The following is a 14,391-nucleotide window of genomic DNA, read 5'->3' as shown; positions in this document are numbered from 1 at the left end:
AAAAAAAAGAGACCGAACAAATTCGGTCTCTCAATATAGTTTTAATTACGTTTTATTTTTTAGCAAATTTCTTCGTTAATGTTTTTTGACCATCATTAATCTCAATTACATACATCCCTGTAGCTAAATCAGAAACATTAATTTCTTGATTTAATTTCCCTGATTTTAAAGGTTGTCCCATTAAGTTATAAATTTGATATGAAACGGCTCTATTATCTAGTAATCGTATATTTAGCACACCATTTGATGGATTTGGATAAATTTCCATATTATAATTGTTCGCTTCATCTGAAATTTCTGTACCAGAAGTAAGACCTGCAACGGCTGTAGCACCTATATTAACTGTATAATCTTCTACTTCACCATAAGGGAATGTTTCACAAGCTGTAGAAGCAGATCCATATTTCATTTGAACTCTCATTCTTGTTTGTCCTGCTAAAGCTGTAGTAGGAACTGTAAAAGTACCCGTTAAATTTCCTGAACTAGAAGAAGAACCTGATGCTACTTTTTCTGTTGATTCAAATGTACCATTTTTGTTATAGTCAACCCATACTGACCAGTATTCAGTATATGCAATACCCGCAAAACCTGCACTAAATGTAATAGTATTAGAGCCATAAGGTAGAGGTGCTACTTTAGACGTAAAGTTGCCATATCCTGCATTAGCAGCTGTTGCATTTGTCATACCATTTAATGCTACATAATCAATCCATTCGTCTGCTTGACTAGATCCTTTAGATGCACAATAAACAAGAGTTGAACCCGCAGAAGTAGTAACTGAAACAGCATTACTTGCAGCTGATAAATTGCCTGCTGCATCTTTCGCTTTTACAGTAAAATTATATGTTGTAGATGCTGTTAATCCTGATATAGTAGCACTAGTAGTAGCTGAAGATGCTAAAAGAGTAGTTCCATTATAGATATTATATCCTGTAACTCCAACATTATCAGTAGAAGCTGTCCAAGATAAAGTAGTAGATGTAGATGTAGTAGCTGAAGCCGCTAAGTTAGTTGGAGTAGTTGGAGCAGTCGTATCTGAAGTACCTCCTGAATAAGCTGCACCTATACCTACAGCATGCCAAGCATTAGTAGTAGCGATAACTTCTGGTGATCCTGCACCGTATAAATCAGTAGCTGCTTGAATAGCTCCTGTTCTTGCACTAGCATAATTTGAATTAGATGATAAATATACACTTTCTGTACGGAAGGCTATTTTTTCTGCTTTTGCAATAGTTATTCCTGTTACGTTAAAAGCATTTCCTATGTCGTTAGTTCCTGATCCTCCAACAGATAACAAATAAAACCAGTAATTCAATACTCCTGAATTGGTATGTACACCTCCTGAATCACCAGTTCCTGAATACCAATTAGTTCCTTTGTATGTGTCAGGCTGTCCTTCTGCATTAGGATTACTCATAGATCTTAGTGCTAAATGTCCTGATCTTCTTTCGATATCTTCTCCTATTAACCAAATTTGTTTATTTGCTTGTGCATAATTTTCAATACATGCTCCCCAGATATCAGAAAATCCTTCGTTCATAGCTCCTGATTCATTTTGGTACACAAGATTTGCTGTTTTTTCACAAACAGCATGTCCGATTTCATGACCACACACGTCTAATGAGGTTAGTGCATCAAAATAAGTACCACTCCCATCTCCATAGGTCATTCTAGTTCCATCCCAATAGGCATTATCATAATTATTTCCAAAATGCACATAACTATTAATTTTTGCCCCTACATTATCATAACTATTTCTACCATGAATATTTTTCCAATAATCATAGGTTTTTTCTGCTCCCCAATGAGCATCTAAAGCTGCATTATCTTTATTAGTATTGTTATATTCTGTAGCTGTCCAATTATTATCAGCATCTGTAAAATTTACAGCTGAACTATAGGTACTCCCTTTTTTCATGTTATAAGTTTGAATACCATTTCCTCTTCCCGTTTCAGATAATATATAAGAAGATCCACTTAAAGATGTTTCTATGGTTTGTGAACCACTATAACGAGTTGCAGCATTTGCTGCTACAAAAGCCATTGTATTCGTTTTAAACATATTTACATAAGTTCCTTCTGATGATCTTTTACCGTGGCTATGTTCACCTAAATGTTTAATAGTTGCATTATACAATAATATTTGACCATTTTGAGCGTCTACATACACATCACCTCTACTCAAAGGTTTTGTAGCATAAATATCAAATTTATAAGCTAATTTAATGGTATTATTCTCAATTGGTAATAAAACTAACTCTCCTTGAGGTTTAGAATATTTATTAGCATTTGCCTCAGCAAAATCGTCCCATAAGAACTCTTGTGCTCCCAAATGAGAAATAGCTCTTTGTAAAGCGACATCTGCTTTTATAGATGGATTAATATCTATATCACCAATATTATAATATTCCCCATTCATTGAATTTACTCTACCATTTTTAGAGTGTACTGAATAGGTAGCAAATTCAACTTTTATTCCTTTATGATATAACTGATATTTGTCGTGAGAAAACCCCAAGTTATCAGAATCTGATTGCATTTTAGCTAAATCTTGGTTAGCTCTTAAACCTAGTTGCTCTTTAAATAAAGTTTTAACATCGGATGTTTTATAGATAGAGGATTCTTTAAACGAAACAAATGACGGCGTTCCGTTATCACTTTTTTCCTTTGTTCGAATATACTTATTGCTTTCCTGAGCAACGGTTGATAACGTAACTAATGACAATGCCATTATAGATGCTACGTTGTGTAATTGTTTTTTCATAACTAATAGTTTGTTTTGTTGATAAAATATTATTTAAATTATTTCACGACTAATATAATATTTTTTTTTAAAATAAAAATATATAGTTATTTTTTTATGTTTTTGCAATTAAAACATCTAAAAAAATAAAAAAATAAAAAAGGCGATAGAGAAAAATCTATCGCCTTTTTTAAAGAAATTTTTTTATACTAAAATGTCATTTCAGGTATATTTCCTTCAATGATTAATTCTGCTTCGGTAGCTTTTATAATTTCTTCAACAGATACACCGGGGCACGCTCTAACAGCTTAAATCCTTTTGTGGTAATTTCTAAAACAGCTAATTCTGTAACTACTTTCTTAACACATCCCACACCAGTTAAGGGTAAAGTACACTTTTTTAGTATTTTTGATTCACCTGCTTTATTTACATGCATCATGGCTACAATAATATTTTCCGCAGAAGCTACTAAATCCATAGCGCCTCCCATCCCTTTTACCATTTTTCCCGGAATTTTCCAATTAGCAATATCACCATTTTCAGAAACTTCCATAGCTCCTAAAATGGTTAAGTCTACTTTTTGAGCGCGTATCATACCAAAACTGAATGCTGAATCGAAGAAACTTGCTCCAGCTAGAGTGGTTATAGTTTGCTTTCCTGCGTTGATGATATCAGCATCTTCTTCACCTTCAAAAGGGAAAGGTCCCATACCTAAAACACCGTTTTCCGATTGAAATTCAACAGAAATATCTTCACGAACATAATTGGCAACTAATGTAGGAATACCGATTCCAAGATTTACATAGTAGCCGTCTTTTACTTCTTTTGCTATGCGTTGTGCTATTTGATTTTTATCTAATGCCATAATAATTTATAAATTTATAAATGTAAAAATGTACTAATTTTTTGATTTACTTGTTGGTAGAATTTTATAAATTATTAGCGAAATCTCATTTATTTGAATTTTCAAATTCTCATTGAAAGGATAAGATTTAGCTCTTTCACAAAGAATTAACCAATATTTTGTTTCTTCAACTTCTTTAGCAGCAATTTTTACTTTATGTATAAAATCTATTCTACTCTCAGCATTTTGTGCTTCATGAATATTAGCTCCAATACTCGTTCCACTTCTTAAAAGCTGATTTGCTACAACAAACTTCTTTTTATTTTCTAACTCTTCACAGAATAATTACATCTAATGCAAAATTTATGGTCTTAACTAAAATAACATTGTCATTACTCATAAATTATTACATTTTTAAATTGATGAATTATTGAATTATTGAATTATTGAATTTTAGTACGAACCGTACGTTGTTCAATTCTTTTTTCAAATTTATCTCCTTGAAAAATACGATTGATCATAATTCTCGGAATATGAATTTCATTCGGATCTAAAGTGCCTGCTGGTACCAATTCTTCTACCTCAGCAATAGTAATTTTTGCAGCGCCTGCCATAGGAGCGTTGAAATTACGAGCTGTTCCTTTGAAAATTAGGTTACCTGCTTCATCTCCTTTCCAAGCTTTTACAATCGAAAAATCAGCTTGAAACGCATGTTCTAAAATATGCATTTTACCGTTAAATTCGCGTACTTCTTTTCCCTCTGCTACTTCTGTTCCGTATCCTGCTGGGGTAAAAAACGCTGGAATACCTGCTTGGGCAGCACGGCATTTTTCAGCCAAAGTCCCTTGTGGTGTTAATTCTACTTCTAACTCACCTGAAAGCATTTGACGTTCAAATTCAGCATTTTCTCCTACATAAGAAGAAATCATTTTTTTTATTTGATGTTTTTGTAATAGTAATCCCAGACCAAAATCATCTACGCCTGCATTGTTCGAAATACAAGTTAAATTTTTTATACCTTTATTTACTAATTCTGTAATACTATTTTCAGGAATGCCACAAAGTCCGAAACCACCAAGCATAATGGTCATTCCGTCTTGAATTCCTTCTAAAGCTTCTTGTACGTTGTTAACTTTTCTTGATATCATAGTTGTGTTTATAAACCAAATTCGTCTGTGTTTTGTTCTTCTTCAGGTTTTACTCTTATGGAGTCATTAGCTGTACTATCATTTTCTCTTCTTGAATGAGAAGGTACTGAATAACAGTCTACTTTAATTTTCAAATCGCTTGGTTTTTCAAAAGCTTCTTTTGAAATATTGAGCGTTGGATCTGCATAACATTTTTTCATAAAAAGTCCCCAAATAGGCAACGCCATAGTAGCACCTTGACCTGCTGCTAACGTTTTAAAATGGGCTGATCTATCTTCATTTCCTACCCAAACACCTGTTGCTAAATTAGGTACCATCCCTATAAACCAACCGTCTGATTGATTTTGCGAAGTACCGGTTTTTCCTGCAATAGGATTTTTAAACATATAAGGATATCCCGTTACTCTATTGTATTTCCATCCACCTCCTTGTGTACGTAAACGATCTCCAGAACCTGATTCTGTAACGCCTTCTAATAATTTAATAACAGCATAGGAAACATCTTTACTTAATACGTCTTTAGATTCTAATTTAGGTTCAAAAATTACATTTCCGTTCTTGTCTTCTATTTTAGAGATGACTTGTGGTTTTAAATAAATACCTTGATTGGCAAAGGTGCTAAATGCAGCAACCATATCTCTTACGGTAATATCAACGGCACCTAAAGCAATAGAGGGTTGTGAGGGGATTTCTGTTTCTACTCCTAATTTTCTTAATAACGCAATTACAGCGTCAGGACCTGTCTTATCAATTAACTTGGCAGATACTGTATTAACAGAATTTGCTAGTGCTCTTTTTAAGGTCATCATTCCTCTATATCTTCTATCAGAATTTCGGGGTTCCCAATCTTCTGTAACATTATGCTTTCCTTTACGAATCATAAATGGGCCGTCTAAAATGGTATCACAAGGAGACATTCCTAATTGTTGTATAGCGGTTGCGTATACAAAAGGCTTGAAAGTAGATCCTACTTGACGGGCACCTAAACCTACGTGATCATATTGAAAATAACGGTAATCTATACCTCCCACCCAAGCTTTTACATGACCTGTTTGGGGTTCCATAGCCATTAAACCCGGCTGCAAGAAATGTTTATAATAACGAATGGAATCATAAGGGGTCATAAGTGTATCACGATCTCCTTTCCAAGTAAATACAGTCATTTTTGTTTTGATGTGAAAAGATTTTTTTATATCATCTTCTTCCATACCATTTTCAGATAAAATTCGCCAACGTTCAGAATTACGCATAGAACGATCCATTACTTTTTCAATTTCAGTATCCGTTATATTAACAAAAGGAGCTGTTTTATTTTTCTTTTGTTCTATAAAAAATTCTTGTTGTAAATTAGCTAAATGTTCTTTCATTGCTTCTTCTGCATACAACTGCATACGAGAATCAATAGTGGTATAAATTTTTAATCCATCTGAATAGATATTATAATCAGAACCATCTTCTTTTTTGTTTTCTTCAACCCATTTTTTCATATAATCACGAAGATATTCTCTAAAATAGGTAGCGGTTCCTTCATTATATTTTTCGGGCGAAAAGGTTAGTTTTATAGGTTTTGCCTGATAATTTTCTTTTTGTGTAGTGGTTAAAAAACCATTTTTTTCCATTTGTTTCAAGACTACATTACGACGATCCCGTACTTTTTCTTCACGTTTTAATGGGTTAAATAGAGAAGGATTTTTTAACATTCCTACTAACATAGCTGATTCGTCTATTGTAAGTTGTTTGGGTTCTTTTGCAAAATATACTTTGGCCGCAGAACGTATTCCTACTGCGGTATTTACAAAATCAACTTTATTAAGATACATTGCTATAATTTCGTTTTTGGTATATTGACGTTCTAAACGAATTGCAATAATCCATTCTTTTGCTTTTTGGATGAGTCCTATAATTTTAAATTTGGAACGTTCTCCATGAAAAAGTAACTTTGCTAATTGTTGTGTTAGGGTAGATGCCCCCCCATCTGTACCTAACTTTAAGGCTGCACTTAGCGTTCTTTTTCCATCAATTCCTGAATGTTCATAAAATCGTTCATCTTCAGTGGCTACGAGTGCTTTAACTAAATGTTTTGGTAAATCCTCATATTTTACGGGTGTTCTATTTTCATTAAAAAATTTACCAATAACCACTCCATCTGATGAAATAATTTCAGTAGCTAGATTGGATTCTGGATTTTCTAATTCTTCAAAAGATGGCATGGAACCGAATAAGCCCCAAGAAGCAAAAAGGAAAAACAAAAAAACACCTCCAAATGCGTAGAGAAAGTATTTCCAAAATTTCTTTACATAAGGGTCATAATCTGGTTTACGAGTGTTTAATTTTTGAGCCATAATTATTTATTTTCTTCTGTTGATTCTATTCTAAAACCTAATTCAGTAACACCATTTAAAACTTCAATTCCTTTTAATTTTCCATTTTCACGAACTGCTTGTTGAATGGTTACTTTGTATTTTCCTTTTTTAGGGAATATATAATTTTCTTTGTACCACAATTTACTTTCTTTTACATCAGAAAAGCCTTGTCCCATAAGACTACCATCTGGATTTGCCATTTGATATTCTAATGTATCAACATATATTTTTCCTTGTGGTTGTTCTAGTTTTACGATTAAAAATAGATTACTAAATTCATAATCATCATTATTACGTACATTAATAAATAAGTTCAATGGTTTTTTTGAAGCTTCTTGTTCAAACTCAAAACTTACTGCTTCTTTTTTTGCCCATCCGTTTTCAAAAGTCTTATACTGGTCAAATACTTGTGATTTGTCACAAGATACCAATGCGATTCCTAAAAGGAAACCGTACCAATTAGTTTTGATCATCTTTTTTATCATTTCTATTTTTTGACCTATTATTTCTGGGTCTTGGTCTATTGTTTCTAGGCCTTTGCCCTTCTGTTTGATTATTCTTATTATGATCTTCTTTAGAGTTCGCAACTTCTGGTTTAGATTTAGTGCCTCCTTCTTGTTTTAATTTACGTTCTTCTAATTTGGGTTTAATCGCTTCTGGTTTAGGTTTAGGTTTGGGTTTATGCTTATGTTCTGGCTTGGGTTTGTTTTGTTCAAAACGAGGTTTGATTATTTTTTCGGTTTTATTTTCAATAGGTTTTTCGTTAGAAATGGTTGTACTATTTGTCTTCTTTTTCTTATTTTTTTTCTTAGGTTGATCAAAACGGGTTAGACTGTCTTGCCCCATTGCATTCTGAAATGTTTTTTCTACTGTTTCCTTTTCTTCTTCGTAAACAAAATCTTCTAAAGTGGCTATTTTTTTTCCTTCTTTATTTAGATCTAAAATTTCTTTTACTTCACTCACTTTAAGCATGTGCCAAATAGCCATATTATCGGGGTAAGCAAACCACATTAATTCTTTAAATATATCAATTTTTTGGCAAGTAGCTTCTCCTCTATCCGTTAATAATTTAGTTTCCATATCTGGAAAATCTTTTAAAGCATCCATATAGGTATCCAACTCATAATTTAAACAACATTTGAGTTTTCCACACTGACCTGCTAATTTTTGAGGATTTAGTGATAATTGTTGATAACGAGCTGCTGAAGTATTAACACTTCTAAAATCGGTTAACCAAGTTGAACAACATAATTCACGTCCACAAGAACCTACCCCTCCTAAACGTGCTGCTTCTTGACGAAAACCTACTTGTTTCATTTCAATACGAATCTTGAATTCGGCTGCATAATCTTTAATTAATTGTCGAAAATCGACACGATCACTGGCGGTATAATAAAATGTTGCTTTAGATCCATCTCCTTGAAATTCAATATCAGATATTTTCATTTCAAGATTTAATGCAATAGCCAGTTCACGAGCGCGTACTTGTATTCCTTGTTCTCTATTACGTGCTTCTTGCCAAATATCTATATCTTTTTGTGATGCTTTACGATATATTTTAGGTGTTTCAGTTGTGTAATCTACTCCTTTTTTTTTCATTTGTACTTTAACTAATTCACCAGTTAAAGTAATAATTCCAACATCGTGTCCAGGGATTAGCTTCTGTTGCTACTATATCACCAATGGAAAGGCTTAGTTTTTCAGCATTTTTAAAAAATTCTTTTCTACCATTTTTAAAACGAACTTCTACACAGTCAAAAGGTTCTTGTCCTCCCGGAAGGGACATATTAGAGAGCCAATCGAAAACGGTTAATTTATTGCAGCTATCAGTGCCACAAGTTCCATTATTTTTACACCCCTTTGGAGATCCAGAAGAGGTTGAACAATTAGTACATGCCATAAAATTTGAATATATATTGGTCGTCTCATTTTGAAGTGAGACTACTACTGCCAATTTACTTTTGTGTGTAAAGATACAATTTTTAAGCACCAAAATTCAAATGACATTTTTCAAAATAAAAAAACCTGTTGTATTTATAACACAACAGGTTTAGACTTCTATTTTTTATTTTTTAAGTTTCCTTTACTGTAATTATATGCACGGGACAGGCTTTTTCTGCTAATTCGCAAGCATCAAAAATAGTATGATCATGTGATTTTAAGGTATGAAAACCTTTTGTATCAACGGATTTTATTAAGACAGATTTTCCATCTTTTTTAGACATTTGAAATTGTGCTGGTGCAAACTCTACACAGTAATTACATCCAATACATTTATCTCTTTGTAAAGTTACTATAATCATTATGCCTCTACAATTTTGTATAATTTATCGGACAAACGTATTCTGAAAGGTAATTTAAAAGTACAACTATCTCCTTTTGTTGCTTTATCAGCCACTAGATCATTTACATACATTTCTTCAATAATCATTTCCTGCGCTCCCGTGCTAGGTCCTGTTATTAAAATTTTATCTCCTTGTTTAATATCGTAAGCTTCTATTTTAAATTCACCAATACTTGCTTTAGGAAAATAATGTGTACCTTTACCTACGTATACTTTTTTTTTGTGTTGCGTGACTTCACCGGATCTTTACTCCATTCTCCTAATTTCTGTCCTAAATAATAACCACTCCAGAAACCACGATTATAAACTGTTTCTAATGTTTCCATCCAACTATTAATTTTTTCCTTAGAAAAAGTCCCATCGTAATACGCATCAATCGCATCACGGTATGTTTTGGTAACGGTTGCTACATACTCGGGAGCACGTCCGCGTCCCTCTAATTTTAGTACTTTAATTCCTGAATCTATTACTTGATCTAAAAAATCTAGGGTACATAAGTCTTTTGGAGACATCATATATTCATTATCAATTTCAATTTCAAAACCTGACTCTTGATCGATAACCGTGTATTTTTTTCGACAATTTTGTTTACATGCACCACGATTTGCCGAAGAATTGTGAGAATGTAAGCTCAAATAACATTTCCCTGATACAGCCATACATAATGCGCCATGACCGAAAATCTCTATTTCTACTAAATTACCACTAGGTCCTTTAATATTTTCTTTTTCTATTTGTTCTGTAATTTTTTTAACTTGACGCAAACTCAACTCACGGGATAAAACAATAGTATCTGCAAACAAGGCATAAAACTTTACTGTTTCAATATTTGTTACGTTTAATTGAGTAGAAATATGTACTTCCATACCTGCTGTCCTTGCTGTCATAATTACAGCTTGGTCTGATGCAATTACGGCTGTAATGCCTGCTTCTTTTGCTTTTGTAACTAATGTTTTAACTATTGACAAATCATGATCATAAATAATCGTATTTAATGTAAGATAAGTTCTTACCTTTTTTTCTTGGCAACGGCGAGCAATTTCAGGTAAATCATCTAGAACAAAATTTACGGTTGCACGTGCACGCATATTTAATTGCTCAACACCAAAATAAATAGAATCACAACCGTTATCTAAAGCAGCTTGTAGGGACTCAAAATTTCCAGCAGGAGCCATTAACTCAATCTTTCCTGTAGTGGTCATATTATTTTGTAAATTTAAACAATTTATCCGAAGCTCTAATTTTAAAAGGAACGGCAAAAGTCACTTTATCACCCGCTATAGCAGTAGTTCCTTCTTCTCCATTTACAAAAAGTTGTTCCACAATTAGTTGTTTCTCACCCGTAGTAGGCCCTTGAATTAACACCTTATCACCTACTTTTAATTCGTGATTGGTTAATGTAAATTGACCAACTTGTGCTTTTGAATAATAGTGTTCTCCTTTTCCAATCATAACTTTTTTAACCGCAATGCGTTGGCGTAATGTTTTTGGTTTTGCTTCTTCTTCTGTAGCTTTAGCAAGTGTAATCCCTTCTAAAACACCTGATTTTTTAAACTTTAAAGCTGCTGATTTTCCTTTACGGAAAATTTTATTACCCACTTGGATTCCTTTACGCAATTTTACCTGTTCTTCTAAAGGAAGATGCGTTGTTTCTAAGCATTCGTTTGAACAACAATGCTCCATTTTCTCTGCACATGCATCACATTGGATAAATAACAAATGACAACCATCGTTAGCACAATTGGTATGATTATCGCAAGGTTTTCCACATTGGTGGCATTGTGCAATAATATCATCCGTGATTCTTTCCCCTAAACGGTGGTCAAATACAAAATTTTTACCAATAAATTTGCTCTCCAAACCTTGTTCTTTGATTTGACGCGCATAGTTGATGATACCTCCTTCTAATTGGTATACATTTTTAAAACCTTGATGCTTGAAGTAAGCCGATGCTTTTTCGCAACGAATACCACCTGTACAATACATCACTAGGTTTTTATCTTCTTTAAACTCTTTTAATTGCTCGTTAATAATGGGTAACGACTCACGGAATGTTTCCACATCGGGAGTAATTGCCCCTCTGAAATGTCCTACTTCGCTTTCATAGTGATTTCTAAAATCTACAACTATAGTGTTAGGGTCGTCTAAAATAGCATTGAAAGCTTTTGCTTCTAAATGCACACCTTTATTAGTTACATCAAAAGTTTCGTCGTTTAATCCATCTGCAACGATTTTGTGACGCACTTTTACGGTCAGTTTTAAGAAAGAATGGTCATCGTGTTCCACTGCTACATTAATACGAAGCCCTTTCATAAAATCGTAAGCTTCTAGTGTTTCACGGAACGCTTCAAAATGCTCGGCAGGTACACTCATTTGCGCATTAATACCTTCTGTAGCCACATATACTCGACCTAAGGCTTCAAGCTTGTCCCAAGCGACATATAAATTATTACGGAATTCTTGCGGGTTTTCGATGTGCGCGTATTGGTAGAAAGAAATTGTAAGGCGTTGTTTCCCCGCTTGGTCAATCAACTCGGCTCTTTCTTCTGCGCTTAAGGTGTTATACAGTTGCATGCTATACACTTAAGTTTGAGATTATACAAAATGTTTGGAATTCTAATTGGAAGAATTCGGTTGCAAATTTATTGATTTTTAGATGATTTCAAATAAAAATTTCAACGTATTAAACCAAACTTTGTTTACTCCATAAAGCAGCATATTTCCCGTCTTTTTCAATAAGTTCAAAATGATTTCCTTTCTCTACAACTTTCCCTTCATGCATTACTAAAATAGTATCAGCATTCGCAATAGTACTCAATCTATGTGCTATTACTATAACGGTTTTCCCTTGGGATTTAAAATCTTGTATGGCTTTTTGCACTAATTGTTCCGATTGTGTATCCAAAGCAGAAGTTGCCTCATCCATTAATAAAATTTCTGGGTTTTTATATAATGCTCTAGCAATAGCAATACGTTGTTTTTGACCACCTGATAACATGGCACCGTTTTCTCCGACTTGTGTATTAAATCCATTAGGCATCTTCTCTACAAACTCTGTAATTCCTAACTGACCACATAAATCGATAACCCTTTGTATATTAGGAAAAGTATCGCCCAATGCAATATTTTCAATAATATTTCCTGAAAAAAGATTCAATTGCTGAGGAATAACACCAACCATATTGCGCAAGCTGGCATAATGAATATATTGCAAATCATAATTTCCAATATAAATTTTTCCGCTCTGTATTGGATATAGACTTTGAAGCAGTGAAATCAATGTTGTTTTTCCACTTCCACTTTCTCCTACTATAGCAGTGGTCTCATTTCTTCTAAACACTGCGCTAAAATCAGTAAAAACTTCCTGACGAGAACCATATCTAAAACAAACTTGCTCAAAACGAATATCGCCTAAATTGTCTTTATCTAATTCCATTTTATTTTCAGTAGCTTCACGTTCCAAGTCCATAATCTCAAATAAACGATCCGCAGCTATCAAGGCATTTTGCATTGTTTTATTCATACCAATTAACGAAGCAACAGGTGAAGTAAAATAACCAATAAGTGCATAGAAAGAAAATAATTCACCCGGGGTAATTGCACGATCCATGACATAACCAGCGCCAATCCACATTAAAACAACAGTAAAAATAGAAGCTAAGAATTGAGTAGATGTTCCAGCGAATAAAGTATTTGCTCCAGACTTATAGACGGAAAAAAGTAATTTCACAAATCGATTTTCAGTTTTAATATTTGAAAAATCCTCTATCCCAAATTCTTTAACCGTACGTATATGCGTAATACTTTCCGTTAACTGTGTTTGTAGTTCAGCTCCATTTTCCATAATATCACGTTCTACTTTTTTATTAAACTTGTTTAATAAAAAATAAACCAACCCATAGAAAGGAATAACTAATAAAATAATCAAGGCTAACTTCCAATAGTACGTAAACATTAATACAAATGAAAAAATAACAATAAAAACATTTACGATTAATTCTATGGCTACATCATTTATAAAAGAACGAATCTTAACCGCATCATTTATACGTGAGGTAATTTCACCGATTTGCATGGTATCAAAAAAACGCTGTGGCAATCGCAACAAATGCTTATAGTAACCTAAAATTAACTTAGCATCAATTAACTGACCTGTTTTCATGACCAAGATACTCTTTTTTGAACCAATGTATGCCTGAAGTAAGATGATCCCAATCATTGTTACACTCAATAGATTCAAAAGTTTACGATTGCCTTCAACGAGTACATAATCCGTAATCTTTTGAACATAAATAGACATGGCAAGTCCTAAAATTGTGAAAACAATAGCGCCTACTAAGGCTTGTATTAAGATAATTTTATGTGGCTGAATTAAATCCCAAAATCTTTTTAATGGGCTAATTTTTTCGCTATAGGTTTTGAAATGATCCGCTGGTGCAAAAAGAATGAGTACTCCAGACCATATTTTCTTAAAATCTTCATAGGTATAATGCTCCATAGTACCTGTACCAGGATCCATTACGGTTACAGTTCCCCCTCCTTTGGAAGGGTTAGGGGAGGCTTCTACTTTATAAATCACAACATAATGATGTAACTGCTCTTTTATTATTACGTGTGCAACAGCGGGTAAAGGTATTTTATCTAATGCATCCAAATCACCTTTTACACCTTTAGCTGTAAAACCCATTTTTTCGGCAGCTTCAATCATCCCTAATACATTGGTACCTCTTTTATCAGTACTAGCTAATTGTCTGATACGGGCTATAGGAAGATTAACCTTGTAATGATTCCCGATTGATGCCAAACAAGCAGCGCCACAATCGCGAATATCATGTTGTTTTATTTTTATAGACATTTTCTTATTATTATTTTTACCATAAATGGTTCAAGGAGAGTACAACAGTAACTACTTCAACAAATCCCTGATTACTGAACATTGATTACTGAAT

Annotated in this window: 7 protein-coding genes and 4 pseudogenes; all 11 read right to left on the bottom strand. The window is 33.4% G+C overall.

The window, feature by feature from the left end:
- Nucleotides 1-52: 52 nt before the first annotated feature.
- Nucleotides 53-2,764 carry a M4 family metallopeptidase gene (locus JJC05_RS08920; RefSeq protein ID WP_105196211.1) on the bottom strand — a complete coding sequence of 904 codons (2,712 nt, stop codon included), beginning with the start codon at nucleotides 2,762-2,764 and terminating at the stop codon, nucleotides 53-55.
- Nucleotides 2,765-2,952: 188 nt separating this feature from the next.
- Nucleotides 2,953-3,608, bottom strand: a pseudogene (locus JJC05_RS08915) (CoA transferase subunit B).
- 33 nt (nucleotides 3,609-3,641) lie between these two features.
- Nucleotides 3,642-3,866 (bottom strand): annotated as a pseudogene (locus JJC05_RS08910) (four helix bundle protein); the annotation flags it as partial.
- Between the two features lie 164 nt (nucleotides 3,867-4,030).
- Complete coding sequence (locus JJC05_RS08905; RefSeq protein ID WP_235877246.1) at nucleotides 4,031-4,735, bottom strand: CoA transferase subunit A; 705 nt, start codon at nucleotides 4,733-4,735, stop codon at nucleotides 4,031-4,033.
- Between the two features lie 8 nt (nucleotides 4,736-4,743).
- Nucleotides 4,744-7,077 (bottom strand): penicillin-binding protein 1A, encoded by a 2,334-nt coding sequence (locus JJC05_RS08900; RefSeq protein WP_105196210.1) that lies wholly within the window; start codon nucleotides 7,075-7,077, stop codon nucleotides 4,744-4,746.
- 2 nt (nucleotides 7,078-7,079) lie between these two features.
- Complete coding sequence (locus JJC05_RS08895) at nucleotides 7,080-7,583, bottom strand: gliding motility lipoprotein GldH (RefSeq protein WP_088392471.1); 504 nt, start codon at nucleotides 7,581-7,583, stop codon at nucleotides 7,080-7,082.
- Nucleotides 7,558-8,998, bottom strand: a pseudogene (locus JJC05_RS08890) (PSP1 domain-containing protein). Before JJC05_RS08890 ends, JJC05_RS08895 begins: the two are co-directional and overlap by 26 nt.
- A gap of 172 nt (nucleotides 8,999-9,170) precedes the next feature.
- The gene (locus tag JJC05_RS08885; protein ID WP_105196209.1) at nucleotides 9,171-9,401 is read right to left on the bottom strand and encodes a ferredoxin; all 231 of its coding nucleotides are present in this window, start codon (nucleotides 9,399-9,401) and stop codon (nucleotides 9,171-9,173) included.
- Nucleotides 9,401-10,644: pseudogene (locus JJC05_RS08880) on the bottom strand (peptidase U32 family protein). Before JJC05_RS08880 ends, JJC05_RS08885 begins: the two are co-directional and overlap by 1 nt.
- A 1-nt stretch (nucleotide 10,645) precedes the next feature.
- A complete protein-coding gene (gene trhO / locus JJC05_RS08875) occupies nucleotides 10,646-12,016 on the bottom strand; it encodes an oxygen-dependent tRNA uridine(34) hydroxylase TrhO (protein WP_105196207.1) in 1,371 nt (456 codons plus the stop codon).
- 109 nt (nucleotides 12,017-12,125) lie between these two features.
- Nucleotides 12,126-14,297 carry a peptidase domain-containing ABC transporter gene (locus JJC05_RS08870; RefSeq protein ID WP_235877245.1) on the bottom strand — a complete coding sequence of 724 codons (2,172 nt, stop codon included), beginning with the start codon at nucleotides 14,295-14,297 and terminating at the stop codon, nucleotides 12,126-12,128.
- Between the last annotated feature and the right edge of the window lie 94 nt (nucleotides 14,298-14,391).

The organism is Flavobacterium davisii (assembly GCF_019565505.1).
Taxonomy (GTDB): domain Bacteria; phylum Bacteroidota; class Bacteroidia; order Flavobacteriales; family Flavobacteriaceae; genus Flavobacterium; species Flavobacterium davisii.
Note: the sequence above shows the minus strand (reverse complement) of the source record. Positions and strands in the feature narration are given on the sequence as shown.

Coding starts and splice junctions, on each gene's coding strand:
- JJC05_RS08900 (WP_105196210.1), bottom strand. CDS start 7,077: ATGGCTCAAAAATTAAACACTCGTAAACCAGATTATGACCCTTATGTA.
- JJC05_RS08920 (WP_105196211.1), bottom strand. CDS start 2,764: ATGAAAAAACAATTACACAACGTAGCATCTATAATGGCATTGTCATTA.
- JJC05_RS08885 (WP_105196209.1), bottom strand. CDS start 9,401: ATGATTATAGTAACTTTACAAAGAGATAAATGTATTGGATGTAATTAC.
- JJC05_RS08895 (WP_088392471.1), bottom strand. CDS start 7,583: ATGATAAAAAAGATGATCAAAACTAATTGGTACGGTTTCCTTTTAGGA.
- JJC05_RS08870 (WP_235877245.1), bottom strand. CDS start 14,297: ATGTCTATAAAAATAAAACAACATGATATTCGCGATTGTGGCGCTGCT.
- JJC05_RS08905 (WP_235877246.1), bottom strand. CDS start 4,735: ATGATATCAAGAAAAGTTAACAACGTACAAGAAGCTTTAGAAGGAATT.
- trhO (WP_105196207.1), bottom strand. CDS start 12,016: ATGCAACTGTATAACACCTTAAGCGCAGAAGAAAGAGCCGAGTTGATT.